The organism is Dielma fastidiosa, from assembly GCF_003475485.1.
GTDB lineage: Bacteria > Bacillota_I > Bacilli_A > Erysipelotrichales > Erysipelotrichaceae > Dielma > Dielma fastidiosa.
On sequence record NZ_QRQL01000002.1, the window covers coordinates 227,655 to 248,659 of the forward strand.

Sequence of the window (21,005 nt, forward strand, 5' to 3'; positions counted from 1 at the left end):
GCATAAGAAAAACGCCCAGTAACAGGCGTTTATTGGTATTTTGGTGGAGCTGGCGGGAGTCGAACCCGCGTCCAAAAATAGTTCCTCGTACAGACGTCTACAGTTTATTTCATACTAGTTACTCAGCAAGTAGCGATGAACAAACTCTTCCTGAGGCGTTTGATGGAATTTTCATGATGCACTTCTCAAACAAAGGTACACCCCTATCCTTTATCTCTTACACCCAAACCAAGCCTAAAGGCAAAACCTGATTGGACGGCTGCAAACCAGTTGTTAGGTTAATTAAGCAGCAAAAGCAACTTGACGGTTTCCACCGAATAAGTTTGCTAAGAAATTTTTTCCAGTTATTTTTTAAGCCTTTACGTAGCGACACGACTGCAGTCTGCACCAAACATATCCCTGTCGAAACCATGACAGCCCCATGTTGTTGCCTACATATTATAACATAGGCAAGGGTATTTTCAACTTAATAATGACTTCTTAATGCTTTCTCAATTTCACGCTTGGCATCTCGTTCTTTCTCACTGTTGCGCTTATCATGCAGATCCTTACCTTTCGCAAGGGCAATTTCCACTTTCAAGCGCCCTTTACTCAAGTATACGGACAATGGCACGATCGTATACCCCTTCAGTTTAACCTTATCCTGAAGCTTACGAATTTCCGTTTTATGAAGCAATAACTTACGCACCCTTGTTTCATCATGATTGAAACGATTGCCATATTCGTAAGGGGAAATATGCATTTCCTTAACAAATGCTTCATTGCCGGAAAAACTGATATATGAATCCTTCAGCTGGACATGGCCCAGTCTTACCGATTTAATTTCCGTTCCCTGCAGCACAATGCCGGCCTCATAGCGATCCTCAATGAAATAATCATGACGTGCCTTACGATTCTCTGCAATTAATTTCCCCATACTCTCAACTCCTTTTAATAAATAATTTCGAACTGATCATTCATGATCTCATTCACAGCATCTATGAACAGCTGACGGGTTATCGTCTGTCCTGCATAGCCATTTAAACCATGCTGGGAAGCCAGTTCATCTGTATAATCTTTTAATAAATAAGACTTAAACTTGGTAAAAACCGGTTCAAAATGCGTGACTGTCGGATAGAATTTCACATTTTCAATGCTGATTGCACCTGTCTCACCATTTTTTCTGATTGACCAGGATGCCATACCGCCCAGCATATTTAAATCACCATCCTGAGCCGACATAAAATTTCCCAGTGAATAAATCACCAGCGTCTGATTGCCATTCTTACCTTCAACCCACTCCATTGGCTGAATGACATGCGGATGCTCACCAATCACCACAGCAACCCCTAGATCAGCAAGCAGCTGTGCGAAATATCTTTGCTCCTCACTGGGTATCGTAGAATATTCGATTCCCCAATGCATTGAAACAAGAATCGCGTCACATTTGCCTTGCAGAGCCTCAACATCCTCACGAAGCCGCTCTTCACTGTAAATATTCACTAAATAGTCTTTACCCTCAGGCAAGGGTATGCCATTGGTACCATAAGTATAACCTAAAACACCAAATTTTACACCATTTCTTTCGATGAATTTATCCTGATAACGCTCCTCTTCAGTCCGATTCAAACCCGTTGTTACAATTTCAGGATACTGTTCCCAAAAATTTTCAGAACTGATGATACCTTCCTCGAATTTATCCAGTGAATGATTACTGCTGGAGGCAATCCAGTCAAAGCCGGTATTAACCAGCGCCGTACCAATCTCCTGCGGTGAGTTAAACATCGGATAATGACTTAATCCCAGCTCAGTGCCGCCCAATATCGTTTCCTGATTGATATAAGCAACATCAGCCGCCTGTACATAGGACTTGATTTCCTCATACAGTTCATCAAATTCATAGCCCTGATGCCGAACCTCAGAATCATAATAAATAGCGCCATGAATCAGATTGTCCCCTACCGCTATAAAATCAACAACACGATCAGGCTTTGGTTCTACTATTGGCGTCTCTGCCTCAGGTTCCTTTATTTCAGGAACATCTATGGGTTCCTCAGCCTTGCTGCAGCCACTCAGCATCAAGAACGCTGAAAGAATTACAATAAGCTTCTTCATTTCCGCTTCCTCTTTTCAAATTCCTTCTTACTCTTCTTAGGCTTATGCTCCGGCTTTTTCAGCTTCTTATCTTTTTTATCCTTGCTCTTTTTATCCTTATCCTTTTTGCTCTTTATACCCTTTTCATTTACCAGCTGAAAATCAACCTGCTTTTTAAAACGGGAAGCATCAAGAACCTTCACCATGACCGGCATCCCCATTTTCAAAACCGTACCGCTGCCGCGGCCGATCAATGAACGGCTATCCTCATCATAATCATAATGATCTTCAAGGTTGGAGACATGAACCAAGCCCTCAATAGTATTTGCTAATTCCACAAAGATACCAAACTTAGTCACACTGCTGATGATGCCTGGATATTCTTCACCGATATGCTTTTCCATGTACTCAGCTTTCTTCATATCATCAACATCACGTTCTGCCATGACCGCATTCACTTCCGTGTCACTGCACTGAATCGCCGCTTTTTCCACCCATTTTTCATCCTTCTCCATAATACCGGCATCCGTTAAACCGTTAATGTAATACTTTCTCAGCATACGATGAACGATCAAATCCGGATAACGGCGGATTGGTGAAGTAAAGTGCGTATAGTCATTCAATGCCAAACCAAAATGTCCGATTGGTTTAGCATCATAGCGGGCCTTAGCCATACAGCGCAAAAGATATACAGACAATACAGGATATTCAGGAGTATTCTTAGCATCCTCCAGCATCTGCTGACACTGCTTAGGCCGCAGATTCATTACATTGCCTTTAAACTTATAACCCATGATATTAGCAATTTTCACAAAATCACGCATTTTCTTAGGTTCCGGCTGTTCATGAATTCTATAAACAGACGGTATTTCCATCCATTTCACATGAGCGGCTACACACTCATTGGCCTGAATCATGAAATCTTCAATAATTCGCTCAGCGATACCCCTCTCACGCAATACTACGTCAATCGGTTTTCCCTGTTCATCAAGGATCACCTTTCCCTCACGGGTATCAAAATCAATAGCTCCCAGACCTTCACGGCGGGTACGGATAATCTGACTTAAAGCCAGCATATCTTTTACCATTTCAAGCAGGTGCGGATATTGAGCGCAAGTTTCTTCATCACCATCGATAATTTTATTGACTGCGGTATAAGTCATACGCTCCGTAGTCTTAATAATCGAAGGATAAATTTTATATGAGATTATTGTACCGCTAGTATCAATATTCATATCACATGTCATCGCACAGCGTTCAACCTTAGGATTTAAGGAACAAATACCATTTGATAAATAATGCGGCAGCATCGGCACCACCCGATCCGCGACATAAACCGAAGTTCCGCGCTGATAGGCTTCCGCATTGATTTCACTGCCTTCTCTTACATAATAGCTGACATCGGCAATATGTACACTCAAACGATAACCGTTTTCTATTTTACTCACACTTACCGCATCATCAAGATCTCTGGCATCCTCGCCGTCAATCGTAATAATCAGCTCATCAGTACAATCTACACGGCCAGCCTTATCCTTTTCCTGAACACTTTCCGGTATATTCTTTAATTCATCCAGCACCGCCTGCGGGAATTCCGGTTCAATGTTATGCTCCAGCAGTACCGACAAGATATCCACGCCCGGATCATACTTGTAGCCGATGACCCGTTCAATTTTGGCTTTTAAAGTTTTGCCATATTTCGTAATAACAACCAATACCTTGGAATCATTAACAACCTTAAAATCCTCCATATTCGTGATCGTAAACGTATGATCATTAAAATTACTGTCCGGCAGAAAATACTTTCGGCCATCACGAACTTTAATCGTACCGATGACATTTTTTGTATTCCTTTCAAGAATACGCACTACCACAGCTTCGCTGCTGCCATCAGGAAAAGACTTTGTCTGAGCAAAAACAACATCATTATTTAAAGCAAGATTCATGCTTTCCCGATTAACATACCAGCTGCCCTCATCCGTGTCAATAAAGCCAAACCCTTTTGGATTGACCTTTAATACACCCTTGACATAGCCAAGCTCCTCTGCCAGAAAATAACGGTCACGCGCATCTCGAACAAATACGCACTCATCCTCCAATTCATTCAGAGCCTTCATTAATTCTTTAAATTGATTGGCTCCCTGTATATTTAATAATTCCTGATACTTGTCAACACTTATCCCTTTATTCCGATACTTACTGCTGGACATCATATCCAGACATAATTGCTTAATATCCATAAGCTCACCTTCTTTCCTTGATAAAAATAAAAAAGACCATGGTCGGTCTTTATTTAATACTCATTACTATTACAATAATGAAGAACAGAATTCCAGCAACCATTGTCATGTTGGAAATCACTTTTTCCGGTCCTCTTTCTTTTACATTTGAGAAGAGGTTCAACCCCTCAGCGCCTGTAAATGCTCCAGACAAACCATCGTTCTTACCACTTTGCATTAAAGAGAGAATTATTAATACGACCGATACAATCATTAATAAAATGTCTAACATAATAAGCCCTCCTTTCCTACGTACTTTTTAAGTATACCAATATTAATTAAAAATTGCAACACATACCGGTAGATTATATCAAAACTTCTCTATATTTACAAGCAATTTTTAACAATCAGGCTGAAACAGCAAGGAAAAGCCTTATTATCTACTTATTATATATCCATTAAAACGCATAATACCTAAATTTTTATGAACGAAGCTGAAAATAATAAATACGATAAAGTTTATCAGCCCAGCTATTGGCATAAAATAAGCGAAATGCCCATTTTGTTAAGCCGGATAGTTTATCTGACCATTGCTTTTCTGTAAAGGAGCGGATGGCTGTACAGCCTATACCGGCAGTCAAGCTCTCAAACACGTTTGGATCATCCATCCCCCAGCGGATCACAGCCCCCATTGCATTCACTGGATTCTTATATTTAGACCACCATAACGCTGACTTCGAGTAAGCATCAAATACATAGTCAGCTCTCTTAAACTTTTGCTTTAAAGCTAAAATCAGGGCTTTATTTTCTTCTTCACTCAGATACATCGTTAATCCTTCAGCCACAATCAGCACAAAGCTTTGATCACTGATTTGAATCTGATTCAGCCACTCGAAAGACAGCACCGATGATGCAATCATATGATAACGCTCATCCTCCTGATAATAATTCTTACGCACAGCAATCACATCTGTAAGATCCAAATCATACCATTGCTCATAATCACCACTCACACGCAGACAGCGGGCATCTAAGCCGCAACCAAGCGTAATGATGATCGCATGCTCATGAGTTTGGATAAAGGTTCTGACATACTCATCTAAAATCGCTGCTCTGATACCCATGTATATTGTAAGAAATCTGGACTTAAACGCATGGTCAAAATCATAGTCAACACTGCTGACAATTTCAGCCGCCTTTTCATCTTTTAAAATATCACCATATTGATGTACTTCCGCCTTACTATATAATGGAATAAACAACGTTTCACTTTCCTTTGTCAGTTTTTTCATCACTTTTCAATCCCTTCGGCTAACCGCTTATTATTATCTTCAGTATAGCATTAAAACAATGCAAACGCACCCATCCATCTCCTTTATGACAATTCTGAAATTAAAAAACATCAGCTTGCGATAATATATGCAGGCAGAGCATATAATCTCGTTGAAAAATGGCGGCAATACGCAAAAATTTTACGAGTTCAATTGCTTTGACATGCATACAGCAGATTCATTTATCACCATTTTTAGAACTATTTTTTTAATAAATACGGCTGCTTTATGCCTAAGAATGCAATTTCCTACAATATAAAAAATCCACGTTTTATGAGAACGTGGATTCATTTATGATTAAATCAACTATTTAGCAATGTTATAGAATGCTGTTTTGCCAGATGGGAATTCAGCTGAAGCACCTAATTCGTCTTCAATTCTGATTAACTCATTGTATTTAGCAATACGGTCTGTTCTTGACATTGAACCAGTCTTAATTTGACCTGCATTGAATGCAACTGCGATATGAGAAATCGTAGTATCTTCAGTTTCACCTGAACGGTGAGAAACAACTGCAGTATAACCAGCTTCTTTAGCCATTTGCATGGCATCGAAAGTTTCTGTCAATGTACCGATTTGGTTAACTTTGATCAGGATAGAGTTAGCAGTATTTGTTTCAATACCTTCTTTTAAGATAGCAGGGTTAGTTACGAACAGGTCATCACCAACTAATTGAACTTTGTCGCCTAATTCAGCAGTCAGTTTTCTCCAGCCGTCCCAGTCTCTTTCACCTAAGCCGTCTTCGATAGAAATAATTGGATACTTAGCAACAATGTCTTTGTACCAAGCGATCATTTCATCAGTAGTCTTGTTGCCTTGACCTGATTTCTTTAATTCATACATCTTAGTTTCAGTGTTGTAGAATTCAGAAGCAGCAACGTCCATTGCGATCATGAAATCTTCACCAGGTTTGTAACCAGCAGCATTGATAGCTTCCATGATTACTTCCAGAGGTTCTTCATTGCTTCCTAAGTTAGGAGCATATCCGCCTTCATCACCAACAGCAGTGATGTGACCTTTAGCTTTTAATACTTTTTTCAGATTGTGGAATACTTCAGCACCCATTCTTACAGCTTCCTTGATTGAACCAGCACCAACCGGCATAATCATGAATTCCTGGAAGTCAACTGAAGAATCAGCATGGCTGCCGCCGTTTAATACGTTCATCATTGGTAAAGGAAGTTTCTTACCGTTGAATCCGCCTAAATATCTGTATAAAGGCATACCATAGTAATCAGCAGCTGCATGTGCGCAAGCCAGTGATACACCTAAGATTGCATTAGCACCTAATTTAGATTTATCTTTAGTACCATCCAATTCGATCATCTTGTTGTCAATAGCAACTTGATCAGTAACATCCATACCGATTACTTCTTCAGCAATAATGTCATTAACGTTGGCAACAGCCTTTAATACACCTTTGCCTAAGAAGCGTGATTTATCACCATCACGTAATTCAAGAGCTTCACGTTCACCAGTTGAAGCACCAGACGGAACCATTGCGCGTCCAAAAGCACCAGATTCAGTAGTTACTTCTACTTCGATAGTAGGATTACCACGTGAGTCTAAAATTTCGCGAGCGTAAACATCAATAATAGTTGACATAAATATAAGTCCTCCTTGATCATTTTTACACAAGAAGTATACCACAGTTTTATCTATAAATAAAGCTATTTATGCTTCTTAATTTGCTTATTCTTAAGTAAATAAAAGCCGAAAATAACAAGGATCGCAGGCCAATATTGAATAAAGGCAAAAGAAAGCGTATACACGATTTGTTCCAAGTCAAAATTCGGTTTCAGCAGCAGGATAAAGCCCGTACTGATTAAAATAATTCCGATGCGACGGCGCATAATTTTCACTCCTTATACATAGTATAGAGGCAATGATTTAAAAATGCTGTCGATATAAGGATCGTTTACCAATCATCGCTGGTAACTTTTTCACCGATATAAGCTTCTATGGATGAAAACGGAAGATTCAGCAGATAAGCCGCTTCACCGTGAAAATAGTTAGCTGCCTGTTTTGCATATGCTTCCTCATAGGGCTGCAGACGCTGATCCTGACCATGCAGATAGGCTGTTTTAATCACTCTGATCCATTCCAGCTCATCATACTTGTCCATCGCCTGCTGATAAAATTCTTTTCTTACCTTTTCATTCGGTGCCTGAATTACCGTAATAAAACCGACACGGTCAATCATTTCGATTATTTTATCCTTTGAGCATATTTTTCTTACGATATCCGAAGCCTTCAGCTCAGCAAGTGTACCATCGCTGACGCATTGAAAACGGCCTTCATTTGTCTTAAACCAGATACCGCCCTCGCGATGAACGACTGCCTCAGCTGCCAACAGATTCTGGAATTGCTTTTCTGTCATATCGGTTAGGCTGCCTCAATCTGTTTTAAAATAAACGGCAGTACCTGATCGCGGTCAATGTGCAGAACATAGGCAAATTCTTCATATAGAATTTTCTCCGCTTCCGCAAAGATTTGTTCATCCGCATTATGCAGCTTTCTGCCCTTTTGCTGCTGCTCCTGCTGATGCAGATATAAGGTTTTAATCAAGCTGATTAATTCAGTCCGATCACTGCCCTTTAAAATGTTCCGGTACTTCTCTTTACGCAGATTATCATTATCAATCCAGATCAATGCTTTATCCGGCATTGTACGAATCAATCTGTAAATTTCATCAGATGACAAAGCCTTACGCATTTTAGCCATTGCTTTTTCATTATGAACAGGAACCGAAATTACTGCATTTTCATTATAAACCGGTTTCAGAATATAGTATTCATTCACTTCACCATTTATTTTTTTGGTTGTAATATCGGTTATTTTACAAACTCCCTGTGCGCTGTATAATACAAGATCATCTACTCTATACATACCTTCACCTCTTTCTTTTACTGCTGCTCAACCTGCTTTAAATAAAAAGCGTGCAGCATGCTCTAACTGGACTTACGTTCCGCAAAGCAAACTACACGTTGAGTTCTCTATTAGTATACCACAAATCAGCGAAAAATGCATGTCCATCAAGCAAAAAAGCGGATTTAACCGCTTTTTACTTATTTCTGATGATGGATTTAACCTTGAAATTATTAGCTTCAAGATCCTTTGCTAATTCATCCGTTTCCATCAGATTAGTCCGCAGTACAACTTCGCACTTTGGATCATCCGCATGATCACGGTAAACGCCGAGATGGGAGATGTTCGCGTTGTTATTGACAAATATTTTGGAGATAGTTCCAATCACACCGATGCCATCTTCCACCTCAACCGCAACACGGCTGCCTTTTTCATTATAACCAAGCAGATCCAAAAATGCTTTAAATAAATCATTCTGAGTCAGAATGCCGACAATTTTATCATCATCGCTTACAACCGGCAAACAGCCGATATCATATTTCAGCATTAATAAAGCCGCTTCTTCAAGCAGATTATCCTCACGAATCGTAATCAAATCCTTTAATTTTATCATTACCGTCTTTACCGGTGTTTTATTCAGCAGATAATTCAATTCAAAAATACTCAAGCTCGTAGCACCGTTGGCACCCTTGGAAGAGATCAGACTCTTGGTAACCAAACCGGCTAACTTGCCGTTTTCAATTACCGGCAGACGATGAAGATTTTTTTCAGTCATTGTATCTGCAGCTTCTGACATAGTGGCATTCACATCAACTACGATTGGATTTCTAGTCATTCTATCTTTTACTATCATAATTAACCTCCCAGATAGGCTTTCTGAATTTCTTCACTCTCTGACAGCTCTTTGCCAGTACCGCTCAGCACGATTTTGCCGGTTTCCATAACATAAGCCCGATGTGCTACGGATAATGCCATACGCGCGTTTTGTTCGATCAGCAAGACCGTCGTACCTTTTTTATTAATATCCTCAACAATATTGAAGATTTCCTTAACCAGAATCGGTGCCAGACCCATGCTTGGCTCATCCAGCAGCAAAATCTTCGGCTTAGCCATTAAAGCACGGCCCATTGCCAGCATCTGCTGTTCACCGCCGGACAAGGTTGAAGCATCTTGATTGCTGCGCTGCTTCAGGATTGGAAAGCGCTCATAGACATCTTCTATATCCGCTTTTATTCCTTCTTTATCCTTACGCAGATAGGCACCCATGATTAAATTCTCATAGACGCTCATGCCAGGAAAAATGCGGCGTCCCTCAGGAACCTGAGTAATTCCCGCGTTTACAATATCCTTAGCATTCATCTTCGTGATGTTCTTGCCGAGGAAAACAACTTCCCCACTCGTTTTTTTAATCAATCCGCTGATTGCGTGTAAAAGTGTCGTTTTACCAGCGCCGTTGGCACCAATAAGCGAAACGATCTCACCTTCATTTACTTCAATATCAACATCCTTTAAAGCATGAATAACACCATAATGGACATTTAAACCCTTTATCTCAAGCATAGCCATATTAAATCTCCTCCCCCAGATAAGCTTCAATTACGCGAGGGTTGTTTTTAATTTCTTCAGGATTGCCATGAGCAATCAGCTTGCCATAGTCCAGAACATAGATACGTTCACAAATAGTCATAACTAAGGACATATCATGTTCAATCAGAATAACGGTTAAATTAAAATCCTCTTTGATTTTATGAATCAATTCTGTCAATTCAGCAGTTTCCTGCGGATTCATACCGGCAGCCGGTTCATCCAGGAATAAGATTTTAGGTGAGGTTGCCAGCGCACGGGCAATTTCAAGACGGCGCTGTTCGCCATAAGGCAGATTCTTAGCCAGTTCATCCTTTTTATCATATAGATGAACTACCTTCAGCAATTCCTCAGCCTCGCGCTGAACACGCTCTTCCTCAGCATAGAATTTAGGCAGACGAAGAATCGCCGCCGCGGTGCCATATTTAATATTTTTATGCATCGCAATCTTTACATTATCCAAAACGCTTTGACTTTTAAACAGACGGATATTCTGAAATGTACGGGCTAGGCCCATCGCTGTTACAACATAAGGTTTTAAGCCGCCGATACTTTTCATTTTACCATCGACATTCAATTCAATTTTACCGCTGCTTGGTTCATAAACACCTGTTAATAGGTTAAACAATGTCGTTTTACCAGCGCCGTTAGGACCAATCAAACCAATTAATTCTCGTTCATTCAGTTCCATGTTAACATTGGATACCGCGCATAGACCGCCAAAATTTTTAGTCAGTCCGCTCACTTTTAAAACATTCATTTTTTAACCTCCTTTCTCTTCTTAAAGAAATTGCCAATTCCGGAGAAAGTAAATTCTTTGGTGCCCAGCAAGCCGCTAGGTCTGAAGATCATAATGCAGACTAAAGCAATGCCATAAACAATCATCCGCACACTTGAGAAGTTCTGCAGGAATGAATTCAGCAGTCCAATAACAATTGCCGCAATCACTGATCCAGTCATACTGCCCATACCGCCAAATACTACCATTACAAGTATATCAATTGATTTATTAAAGGTAAACATTTCCGGTTTAATTACATAGAAATTACCCGCATACATCGCGCCGGCTATTGAAGCGATCACCGCGCCGATAATAAATGCGTAAACCTTATATTTAGTTGTATTGATACCCATTGCTTCTGATGCGATTTCATCCTCACGCACTGAAATACAGGCACGCCCCGGCGCACTGCGTACAAAGTTGATAATCACAATCAAGCAAAGCATCAGCACTCCATACATAAACGGAAAGTTCAGCATCTTAGGTAATACTAAACCCGCCGCGCCATTTGTGATTTTCATATTCAGCACAACGATACGGATGATTTCACCAAAGCCTAAAGTGGCAATTGCTAAATAGTCACCCTTTAACCGCAGAGTTGGAATCGCTACAATCATCGCTACAATAGCACTGATAATTACACCAATCAGAATTCCCAGCATAAAACCAGTCATTGAAGGCATCTGTTTTACCATAACACCGGCACTATATGCACCGATACACATAAAACCAGCATGACCTAATGAGAACTGTCCGGTAATACCAATGATTAAATTCAATGAGGTGGCCAGAATGATATTAATGATGATCGTTGTAACAACGGTCTGATATACAGAATCAATGATTCCCGCAGACATTAATACACTAAGCAATACATAGGAACCAATCATACTCAGAATCCAGCATAAGTTATATTTATTAAACATTTTTTTCATAAGCTTATACCTTTTCCTTTACATTCTTACCAAGCAGACCTGCCGGCTTAATAATCAGGATAACAATTAAAATGATATATACAACGGCGTCTTTATACAGAGAACCGCCGTAACCGCTGACCAACGCTTCCGCGATACCGATAAAGAAACCGCCGAACATCGCGCCCGGAACAATGCCGATACCGCCAAATACCGCCGCGATAAAAGCTTTTACACCTGGTACCATACCCATTAATGGATTGATGGAATTATAATAAATACCAACTAATACACCTGCCGCGCCGGCAAGTGCTGACCCGATTGCAAAAGTGTAGGATATTGTCGCGTCAACATTAATACCCATTAAACGAGCTGCATCCGCATCAACCGATACCGCGCGCATCGCACGGCCAACCTTTGTCTTCTTAACAATCGTCTGCAGAATCAGCATCAATACGATCGTTGTAACAAAGATATAAATCTGTTGATAAGAAATGCGCAGTCCCGCAAACTGAATGACTTCTGTACTCAGCACATTAGGAAAAGCACGTACATTAGTACCCATAAACCGCTGTGTCATCGCCTCGATGAAATAGGAAACACCAATAGCGGTAATCAGCGCCGCGATTCTAGTTGCATTACGCAGCGGCTTATAAGCGATGCGTTCAATAACTACACCTAAAATAGCGCAGCCAACCATTGCGATAAGCAGTGCCGGAAAGAAACCTACTCCTAGTACCGTAATGGCCATAAATCCGATGTAAGCTCCCAGCATATAAATATCGCCATGAGCAAAGTTGATTAATTTAATAATTCCATAAACCATCGTATATCCTAATGCGATCAGCGCATAGATACTTCCCAGCGACAGTCCGTTAATCAATTGTTGGAAAAATACTGTCATGATTCTACCTCCCTTTAAAATTGGTAAAATAGGAGAAAGATTTCTTTCTCCTATTCAGCGAATTTTCACTTTAAGATGATCTTATTCAGTAGGACTGACAGATACAGCTGTAGATTGAACGCCGTCAACCAGTTCAACAACTAATACTGATTTAATTGGAGTATGTGTTTCATCAAATGTAAAGTCACCAGTAACACCTGAGAAATTAACTTCAGTCAATGCTTTTTGAATTGCTGCAGTATCAGTTGAGCCGGCTGTTTCAATTGCTTGGATCAAAAGATTAGTAGCATCAAAGGCAAGCGCTGCAAACATTGCCGGTTCTTCACCATATTCAGCTTTAAATGCATCGATGAATGCCTGTAATTTATCAGAAGCGCCAACTGTTGTATAAGCAGTTGTAAAGAAAACATCATTCAGTGCAGATGCACCTGCTAATTCTACTAAAGTCGTTGAGTCAAAACCATCAGCACCGATAATTGGAACATTAATGCCCATATCTCTTGCTTGTTTGATGATCAGCCCAGCTTCATTATAATAACCCGGGATGTATAATACGTCAAATTCTTTAGAAGCTAATGTAGTTAAAACAGAAGAGAAATCAGTATCTTTATCCTGATAAGATTCACTGGCAACAATTGTACCACCAAGTTTTTCAAATTGTTCTGTAAAGGCTTCTTTTAAACCTAAAGCGTAATCACTTGAAGATGAACCATAAATTGCTGCTTTCTGAGCTGACAGGTTATCAACAGCATATTGAGCCATAGCAGCACCCTGATAAGAATCTTCAAAGCAAACACGGAATACATAATCATATACAGCTGATGTAGGATCATCAGGATTAACTAATGTTTGATTATTAGCGGTAGCGCTTGGTGAAATTACCGGCACTTTCGCATCATTCAAAATCGGATAACTAGCTGCAGATGCACCAGAAGTCGCAGGACCTACCACGCCAGCAACGCCGTCTGATACAAGCTTTGTAGACAAGCTGACAGATTCAGTCGGATCTGACTTGTCATCATATTCAACAGCTACATACTTATCACTGCCGGCTGCTTCATTGGCCAATTTGATTGCAAGATGAGAACCCTTGCTTTCAGCTGTGCCGTAATCAGCAACATCGCCAGTCAATTCATAGTGCAGACCAATCTTGACTGCATCAGTACCTGCGGTACCGGAATCGTTAGGTGTATCCGGAGTACCGGAACCAGAGTCATTACTGCATGCCGTTAATGTCATTGCGGAAAGGCAGGCAACGGCAAACACTTTCATTAATTTTTTCATATGAACTATCTCCTTTGTCATTTGATAGTTATTAGTATATTACATTTTCAGTTTTTTTCAATAGCTTATTACATCTTTTTACATATTTTTTTGATAATTTTCATGTTTTCATAGCAAGCAGCGTCATTTTTCGTTCTATTTTCGAACATCCATGCTGAAATAATACTTAAAGCCAGTAAAAAGGAAGGGCATAAGTGCTATGACACCTTCCTATAAAAATCTTTTCTGCTTATTATTGTTGGGGGATAATCAAAATTTCGCCTGGATAAATTATGGCTGAAAGTGTTTTTCCATTGCTAACAGCCAATGTATACATATCCACATTAAACATTCTTGCGATACTCCAGAAACAATCACCAGATTTAACTGTATATGTCTCTTTATTCTTTTCAGGTGTATCTGCCTGTGGTTTTGAAGCTGATATGTCTGTTGCTATACCAAAAATATCAAACTTGTAGTCTTTTCCATCAATGTTCTTAATCTGATTTTTTACAGCAGCACCGTTTTCAAAGTACATCCACTGACCGGCATCATTTTGAGTCCAGCCCTGATCAAGCGTTCCATTCATTGTCAGCTTAATAAAACGATGAATTATAGCGGATACTTCAGCTCTAGTCACGATTCCCTGCGGATCAAACCTATTCTCTGATTTACCAGCCAGGATACCGGCCATCTGCAGCTGCTTTACTGCATCTGCTGCCTCAGCAGAAATTTTTGAAGCATCAGCGAAGATATTTTCAGCATAGATAGCTGGTAAATTCATTTTCATTGCCTTCGTGTAATTGAATAAGATCAATGCCATTTCTTCACGGGTTATTGCTGAATCAGGAGCAAAGGCAGCTGATGTTTTACCGTTCATTATATCTTTTGTATTTACCCATTCCACATAACCCATGTAATAGGCATCCTTCTTTACATCGGTAAAACTGCTCTTTGTATAACCGCTGATATCCGCATTAGCCATTCTGCCCAATATAGCAGCAAGTGTTCCCCTGCTTACAGCGGCATCAGGACTAAAGCTAACATCATTCGTGCCCGCTAATAAACCGCGGTTCACCATAAACTGAATGTCATCCTTGGCCCAATGATTTAAGATATCATTAAAGTTAGCCGCTGCATTATAACCCACTCCATATAATGAGAAATGATTGGTAGTGAAACGCAATAGTTTATTTTCTGCATCATATACAGAATTTGCAATTGCCGCCGCATTCTCCACTTCATCAATATATACAGCAAATAAATCACTTGCTTTTTCGCCAGCTTGTAAAGTATACGGTATAGTAACTGAAACCAAGCCAGTACCAAAATCTGACACACGTTTGCTGCCATATGAAGCAGTCAAACTAAATACCGGACGCTCACCAATTAAATGCTTAATACTGGCTGTGAGCTTATTATTATCTTGTTTGACAACAGTAATATTCACATCTGCCTTTGCCTGACGATAAATTTCTTTTATTGCCACTAGATTCATATCTATCTGAATATCCGGATTATCTAATACAAGCACAGTATTCACAATTTTTTTATTAATTATCGTTTCCTGCGTAACCTTAGGTAAATTGACAGTAACACCGCTGCCTGTCAAATTATTGGTATCAACATGTATCACAAGCGAGATACCGCTTTTTGGATCGCCATTTTCCTTTGCTTCTGCTTCAGCTTGTTTTACAGCATCTTTAATAATCTGTTCAGGGAGTGTAACAATTGTATTGCCGCTCTCGTCAACATTACCTTCCACCTTAATCTCACCTTCTGTAATGGTGCTTGGTGTTTCATCTGTGGATGGTTTGCTTGAAGGTCTGCTGCCGCCGCTCGATGTAGTATGGGTTCCTGTTTTAATTGCCGCCTTAAAAGTATCAACAGCCGTGTTCAGCGCATCTATCGCATCTTGAACTTCTGATAAAGTTGTCACTGTGTCTATTGCATCCTCAGCTTCGCTAATTGCATCGGTGAGTGCCTTCATTTCAGCTGTTGTGACAAACTTAGTACCACTTGAAACCGACGAAGCAGGCTGATTGCTGACAGTTACGTTATTCTTTGCTTGAATTGCTGCGGTAATTGCCGTATCAAGTGCAGTAGTATCAGGTGGAATTGTCACTTTTGCGCTGCCAGATTTACTTGAATCGGCATTTGAGGTGGCTTTTACGGTCAGTGTTGATGCAGTCTCATCTTCTGCAATGGTTAAAAGGCCAGTATTACTGATCGTTGTACCGGGATTCGTGCTGCCGGAAACAGACCAAGTCACCGCTAAATTAGGTTTATTTATACTGCTGACAAGAGCATTAAATTGTTGTGTTTTACCAGCTTTTAATCTTACAGTCTCAGGTAAAACGCTCACTGAGACAATTGCCGGAGATATTGAAGGCTGTAAGTTGCCATTTATTGTACCACCGTTAATCTCGATATCATTAGATGACAAGTCAAAGATTGCATAACCACCGCTAGTCTTTGCCCAAACAGTACCACCATTTACTACAATTGTACCTGAGACATTAATGATTCCATAGCCTGATGCTGTCGTTAAGACCGTACCACCATTTATAACAATACTTCCATTAGAAGTATTATAAATAGAAGCAGTACCACTCGATGTAGTCATTAACATGCCTGTCTTGTTTGTAGTGTTATCTGTCATTGTAAGATTCGCATTATTTTCAAGTTGAATTGCAGAGATTCCCCCACTGCTAGCTACGGTTTGTCCGTTTAAATCAATTGTAAGGGTCTTGCCAGAAATCGTTACGCCAGCGTTGCCAAGATCAATGTTTGAATTAATTTTTAACGTATCGCCGGAATTTGCATTTTCAATCGCATCAGCAAGACTAGCATAAGAATCTTTTATAAGACCTTCACTCGAAATAACGTCAACAGCACCAGCAATTTGTTGAGTTGGGAAAACCTTGCCAACTGTACCACTTGTTTTATTATAATAATTATTTAGATTATCATAGGTTACCCCTGTGCCATTTGTATTGAAATATACTGAGTAGCCTTGAGGAACTGATGTATTTTCTACTGTACCACCATTTACTTCAAGAATTATTGCCGCTGGTGACGGCACGGCATTAAGATAAATCGCACTGCTGCCATTAGAAGCATTGGTAACTTTTGCCACATCGCTGATAGTTATTTTACCGGTAGAAACATTATAGATTGTATGTTTTATATTGGCTGATACTGTACCGCCGCTGATATTAACCGTACCAAGAGATCCATTGTAAATTGCATAACCAGCACTTGCTGATACTGTACCACTTGAAATTTTAATATTGCCATCTGTTGAATTAAGAATTGCAGTACCCTTCAAAGCCGAAATAATGCCGCCGCTGATTTCTACTGAACCTGAAGAATAATTAGTGATTGTATAACTACTGATTCCATCTGTCGTAATTACTTCCCCGCCGGATACTTTAATACTTCCGTTGGAGTGGTTATAAATCGCGCTAGTTGGATTACCCTTTGATTCAACCTTGCCGCCTGTAACAGTGACTTTGCCATCAGCATAATTATAGATTGCAGTTGGCCCCATCGTAGAAAGATTTTCTACTGTACCGCCATTTACTTCAATTTCACCATCATCATAATTATAGACCGCTATGCCTTCATATTGAGCATTTGATGACACTATACCTCCATTAATTATTATAGTGCCAGTGCTGCTGTTGTAAATAACTCTGCTGCTGTCGCCTGTTGCTTCTAATGTACCACCCTCTATTAAAATAGTACCTGAGCCTCCATTATAAACAGCCCGTCCTGAAGCTCCGGTTGAAGTTATTTTTCCGCCTGTGGCTGTATCAGTGATAGTTAGCGTTGAATCAGCAGAAAATGTGATTGTATTACCCCTGCTCTGAGAGATCGTCTGTCCATTTAAATCAATAATCAATGGTTTGTTAATTACAATACTTATATTCCCAAGATCAATATCTTGCGTAAGCTTTAACGTATCTCCATCATTTGCTGATGAAATTGCTGATTGAAATCCCTCAGCATTATTAACAGCAATTTCATTCTCGTTCAATATTACCGGACGCGTACCAATAATTGCTTCATTCAGCGAAGTGACAGCCATAAGCAGATCGCTGTGCTCCTCACTAAATTGTTTTGCTTCTTCCTCACTTAAAGCCTCAAAGGCTGTCATAGCTGCATCAATTTGTTTGAGTATAACATTGATTTCTTCCTCTGACGTTATCTCTGCAATACTTTCACTTGCAGGCAATGCCATGAAGCGTGATACCGCATCTTCATAAGCTGTTGATACTGTATGTAAACCATTTTCAGTATTTTCTAAGGGATTAATACCCCCCCCCCGATTAGATTCGGCTAACTCTGTTTCTGAAGTGTTATCTTGGTCTAAAGGCAATTCCTCTTGATTAGCTAATACCGTTGGCATCAGACTCAAACACATACAGAGACTTAATGCTGCTGCCGTTAAACGATAGCTTCTTCGATTGATAATTGATATCTCCTCCCTTTCTTTAATTAAAAAGCTTTCCCTTAATTTTTTCTGAATTCCCTGAACATAAGTGTATAGGGTATTCCCACAACATACTAAAAACAACACAATGACAGCCATAAAACGCAGCCGCTTATGCCGCTGTCCAAAGCTGATAAACATATCTACTATTTTTTCAAACATATCAGAGCCTCCTCACAGAATAGTTTTTTAAGGATTTACGCCTTTTTGCAAGGGTGTGAAAAATCATTCCGCACTAACAGAAACCATCAACAATCAGTGAACAATGCTACTCTAACCCCTCCTTTAATCTGAATCAATTTTAATGTTTCACCGCTGCAATTTAATTGCCGGTTCTGCCTGCCGATTATGATATTTACTTTAGATACACCACTTTATGTAAATTTTAACAAAAGACGTATTGTTTAAAAATGAACTCTTCCTAAGTGGGACATTTATCTTCCTAAATAGTTTGGTTAAGAATTATAATAGACTAATTTTACATAAGCTAATCATGTTAAGTGAGCCATTTAAGGCCGCAAAAAAAGGATCATGAGTTTTCACGATCCTTTAAGTATTTCAATTAGCGAGTTTTTTCAATTAATTCTTTAAATGAATCAACCTTTAATGAAGCACCGCCGATTAATGCACCATCGATGTCTTCCATTGCCATGTATTCTTTAATGTTTTCAGGTTTAACTGAACCGCCATATTGAATACGTACTTTAGAAGCACATTCATCGCCATACATTTTAGCTACTTGATCACGCACGATGTGACAGCAGTTTTGAGCGATTTCTTTAGTTGCTGATTTACCTGTGCCGATAGCCCAGATTGGTTCATAAGCAATTACCAGATTTTCTACACATTTAGGGCATAAATCAGCTAAACTGCCAGTTAATTGATCACGGATAACTTTTTCAGTTTCACCAGCATCAAACTGAGCTTCTGTTTCACCGATACAAACGATAGGTGTAATATCAGCTTTAATCAGTCTCTTAGCTTTTTTATTTACTGTTTCATCAGTATCGCCAAACATTTGACGACGTTCTGAGTGACCGATGATGCAGTATTTAACACCGATTTCTTCCAGCATAGGAACTGAAACTTCACCAGTGAATGCACCATTGTCTTCAAAGTGGCAGTTTTCAGCAGCAACGATTAAGTTTTTAGCTGCTTTGTTAGCGTCGTTCAACGCAAGGAATGAAGTTGCTACACCATATGTAGCGCCATCATGGCAAAAAGGATCAACGGCATTGATGAATTCAACTGCTTCCGCGATTGTTTTATTCATCTTCCAGTTTCCGACAATAATAGGTTTTCTCATAATTAAGCTTCCGCGATTACCGCAATACCCGGTAATTCTTTTCCTTCCATATATTCAAGTGATGCACCGCCGCCAGTAGAGATGTGTGAGAATTTTTCAGCAAATCCCAATTGGATAGCAGCTGCCGCAGAATCACCGCCGCCGATTACAGTTGTAGCGCCAGGTAATTCAGAGATTGCTGTACATACTTCTAATGTACCTTTAGCAAATGGTTTCATTTCAAATACACCCATTGGGCCATTCCATACAACAGTCTTAGCACCAGCCAGTGTTTCTTTATAAAGCGCAATTGTCTTAGGACCGATATCCAGACCCATCATATCTGCAGGGATTGCATCATTATCAGCAACCTTTGTATTTGCATCTTCAGCAAATGCATCTGCGCATACGTGGTCAACTGGCAGAACCAGCTTATCTCCGCCCTTAGCCAAGTATTCTTTTGCTAATTCAATCTTATCTTCTTCAACTAATGATTTACCAACTTCAAGACCCTGAGCCTTTAAGAAAGTATAAGCCATACCGCCGCCGATGATAACTTTATCAGCGATTTTCAGCAGGTTGTCAACAACAGCGATCTTATCAGATACTTTTGCACCGCCGATGATAGCAACGAAAGGATGTACTGGTGTATCAACAGCAGCACCCAGCATTTTAACTTCTTTTTCTACTAAGAAACCTAATGCTGATGGCAGAATTGAAGGAATACCTGCCGTAGACGCATGGGCACGGTGAACTGAACCAAATGCATCTTCAACAAATAAATCACCTAATGAAGCCCAATATTTAGCTAATTCAGGATCATTCTTGCTTTCACCCTTTTCATAACGGGTATTCTGCATCAATACGATTTCGCCGTCTTTCAGATCAGCAACTGCTTTTTCTAATTCTTCACCGCGGGTAACTGGTACAAAAGTAACCTTTGTATCAACTAATTCCGCAAGGCGCTTGCCCACAACTTCCATGTTGTTTTTCTTCTTGTCAGCTTCGCATTTTTCAGGATCTTTATGATCTACTTTGCCTAAGTGAGACATCAAAATGACTCTTGCCTTATTTTCAACTAGATACTTGATTGTAGGTAATGCTTGAACGATTCGGTTGTCGTTTGTAATCACGCCGTCTTTTCTAGGTACGTTGAAATCGACACGAACGATTACGCGTTTGCCTGCAACATCTAAATCTCTTACAGTTCTTTTTGCCATAACAAAAATCCTCCTTAATTTACACGCTTATTATAACACTAACCCACCTACCGGGCAATAAGTAA

Annotated in this window: 18 protein-coding genes and 1 other RNA gene; all 19 read right to left on the minus strand. The window is 39.8% G+C overall.

What is annotated here, in order from left to right; genetic code table 11:
* Positions 1-41 precede the first annotated feature (41 nt).
* Positions 42-421: a transfer-messenger RNA gene (gene ssrA / locus DWZ33_RS05865) on the minus strand.
* A gap of 45 nt (positions 422-466) precedes the next feature.
* Positions 467-916 carry an SsrA-binding protein SmpB gene (smpB, locus tag DWZ33_RS05870; RefSeq protein ID WP_022937147.1) on the minus strand — a complete coding sequence of 150 codons (450 nt, stop codon included), beginning with the start codon at positions 914-916 and terminating at the stop codon, positions 467-469.
* Between the two features lie 14 nt (positions 917-930).
* Positions 931-2,094 (minus strand): CapA family protein, encoded by a 1,164-nt coding sequence (locus DWZ33_RS05875; protein ID WP_118454154.1) that lies wholly within the window; start codon positions 2,092-2,094, stop codon positions 931-933.
* Positions 2,091-4,313 (minus strand): ribonuclease R, encoded by a 2,223-nt coding sequence (rnr, locus tag DWZ33_RS05880; RefSeq protein ID WP_118454155.1) that lies wholly within the window; start codon positions 4,311-4,313, stop codon positions 2,091-2,093. Before rnr ends, DWZ33_RS05875 begins: the two co-directional genes overlap by 4 nt.
* Before the next feature lie 49 nt (positions 4,314-4,362).
* Positions 4,363-4,584, minus strand: a complete 222-nt coding sequence (gene secG, locus DWZ33_RS05885; protein ID WP_022937150.1) for a preprotein translocase subunit SecG — start codon at positions 4,582-4,584, stop codon at positions 4,363-4,365.
* 190 nt (positions 4,585-4,774) lie between these two features.
* On the minus strand, positions 4,775-5,584 hold the full coding sequence (locus DWZ33_RS05890; protein ID WP_118454156.1) for a class I SAM-dependent methyltransferase: 810 nt from the start codon (positions 5,582-5,584) through the stop codon (positions 4,775-4,777).
* A gap of 345 nt (positions 5,585-5,929) precedes the next feature.
* Positions 5,930-7,228, minus strand: a complete 1,299-nt coding sequence (gene eno / locus DWZ33_RS05895) for a phosphopyruvate hydratase (protein WP_022937152.1) — start codon at positions 7,226-7,228, stop codon at positions 5,930-5,932.
* A 65-nt stretch (positions 7,229-7,293) separates the two neighbouring features.
* Entirely contained in the window at positions 7,294-7,476 is a 183-nt protein-coding gene (locus DWZ33_RS05900; RefSeq protein ID WP_022937153.1) for a LiaF transmembrane domain-containing protein, read from the minus strand.
* Between the two features lie 65 nt (positions 7,477-7,541).
* A complete protein-coding gene (locus DWZ33_RS05905; RefSeq protein WP_022937154.1) occupies positions 7,542-8,003 on the minus strand; it encodes a hypothetical protein in 462 nt (153 codons plus the stop codon).
* Positions 8,004-8,008: 5 nt separating this feature from the next.
* Positions 8,009-8,512 (minus strand): CarD family transcriptional regulator, encoded by a 504-nt coding sequence (locus DWZ33_RS05910; RefSeq protein ID WP_022937155.1) that lies wholly within the window; start codon positions 8,510-8,512, stop codon positions 8,009-8,011.
* A gap of 175 nt (positions 8,513-8,687) precedes the next feature.
* Positions 8,688-9,344 (minus strand): CBS and ACT domain-containing protein, encoded by a 657-nt coding sequence (locus DWZ33_RS05915; RefSeq protein WP_118454157.1) that lies wholly within the window; start codon positions 9,342-9,344, stop codon positions 8,688-8,690.
* Positions 9,345-9,346: 2 nt separating this feature from the next.
* Positions 9,347-10,051, minus strand: coding sequence for an ABC transporter ATP-binding protein (locus DWZ33_RS05920; RefSeq protein WP_026880814.1), 705 nt, complete (start codon positions 10,049-10,051; stop codon positions 9,347-9,349).
* Between the two features lie 7 nt (positions 10,052-10,058).
* A complete protein-coding gene (locus DWZ33_RS05925) occupies positions 10,059-10,835 on the minus strand; it encodes an ABC transporter ATP-binding protein (RefSeq protein ID WP_118454158.1) in 777 nt (258 codons plus the stop codon).
* Entirely contained in the window at positions 10,832-11,791 is a 960-nt protein-coding gene (locus tag DWZ33_RS05930; RefSeq protein WP_022937159.1) for a branched-chain amino acid ABC transporter permease, read from the minus strand. Before DWZ33_RS05930 ends, DWZ33_RS05925 begins: the two co-directional genes overlap by 4 nt.
* 4 nt (positions 11,792-11,795) lie before the next feature.
* A complete protein-coding gene (locus DWZ33_RS05935; RefSeq protein ID WP_022937160.1) occupies positions 11,796-12,674 on the minus strand; it encodes a branched-chain amino acid ABC transporter permease in 879 nt (292 codons plus the stop codon).
* An 81-nt stretch (positions 12,675-12,755) separates the two neighbouring features.
* Positions 12,756-13,958: an ABC transporter substrate-binding protein gene (locus DWZ33_RS05940; protein ID WP_022937161.1), complete on the minus strand. Its 1,203-nt coding sequence runs from the start codon at positions 13,956-13,958 to the stop codon at positions 12,756-12,758.
* 232 nt (positions 13,959-14,190) lie between these two features.
* Positions 14,191-18,597 carry an S-layer homology domain-containing protein gene (locus DWZ33_RS05945; protein ID WP_118454159.1) on the minus strand — a complete coding sequence of 1,469 codons (4,407 nt, stop codon included), beginning with the start codon at positions 18,595-18,597 and terminating at the stop codon, positions 14,191-14,193.
* 400 nt (positions 18,598-18,997) lie between these two features.
* Positions 18,998-19,741 (minus strand): triose-phosphate isomerase, encoded by a 744-nt coding sequence (tpiA, locus tag DWZ33_RS05950; protein ID WP_118454160.1) that lies wholly within the window; start codon positions 19,739-19,741, stop codon positions 18,998-19,000.
* A 2-nt stretch (positions 19,742-19,743) separates the two neighbouring features.
* Positions 19,744-20,940, minus strand: a complete 1,197-nt coding sequence (locus DWZ33_RS05955; RefSeq protein ID WP_022937164.1) for a phosphoglycerate kinase — start codon at positions 20,938-20,940, stop codon at positions 19,744-19,746.
* Between the last annotated feature and the right edge of the window lie 65 nt (positions 20,941-21,005).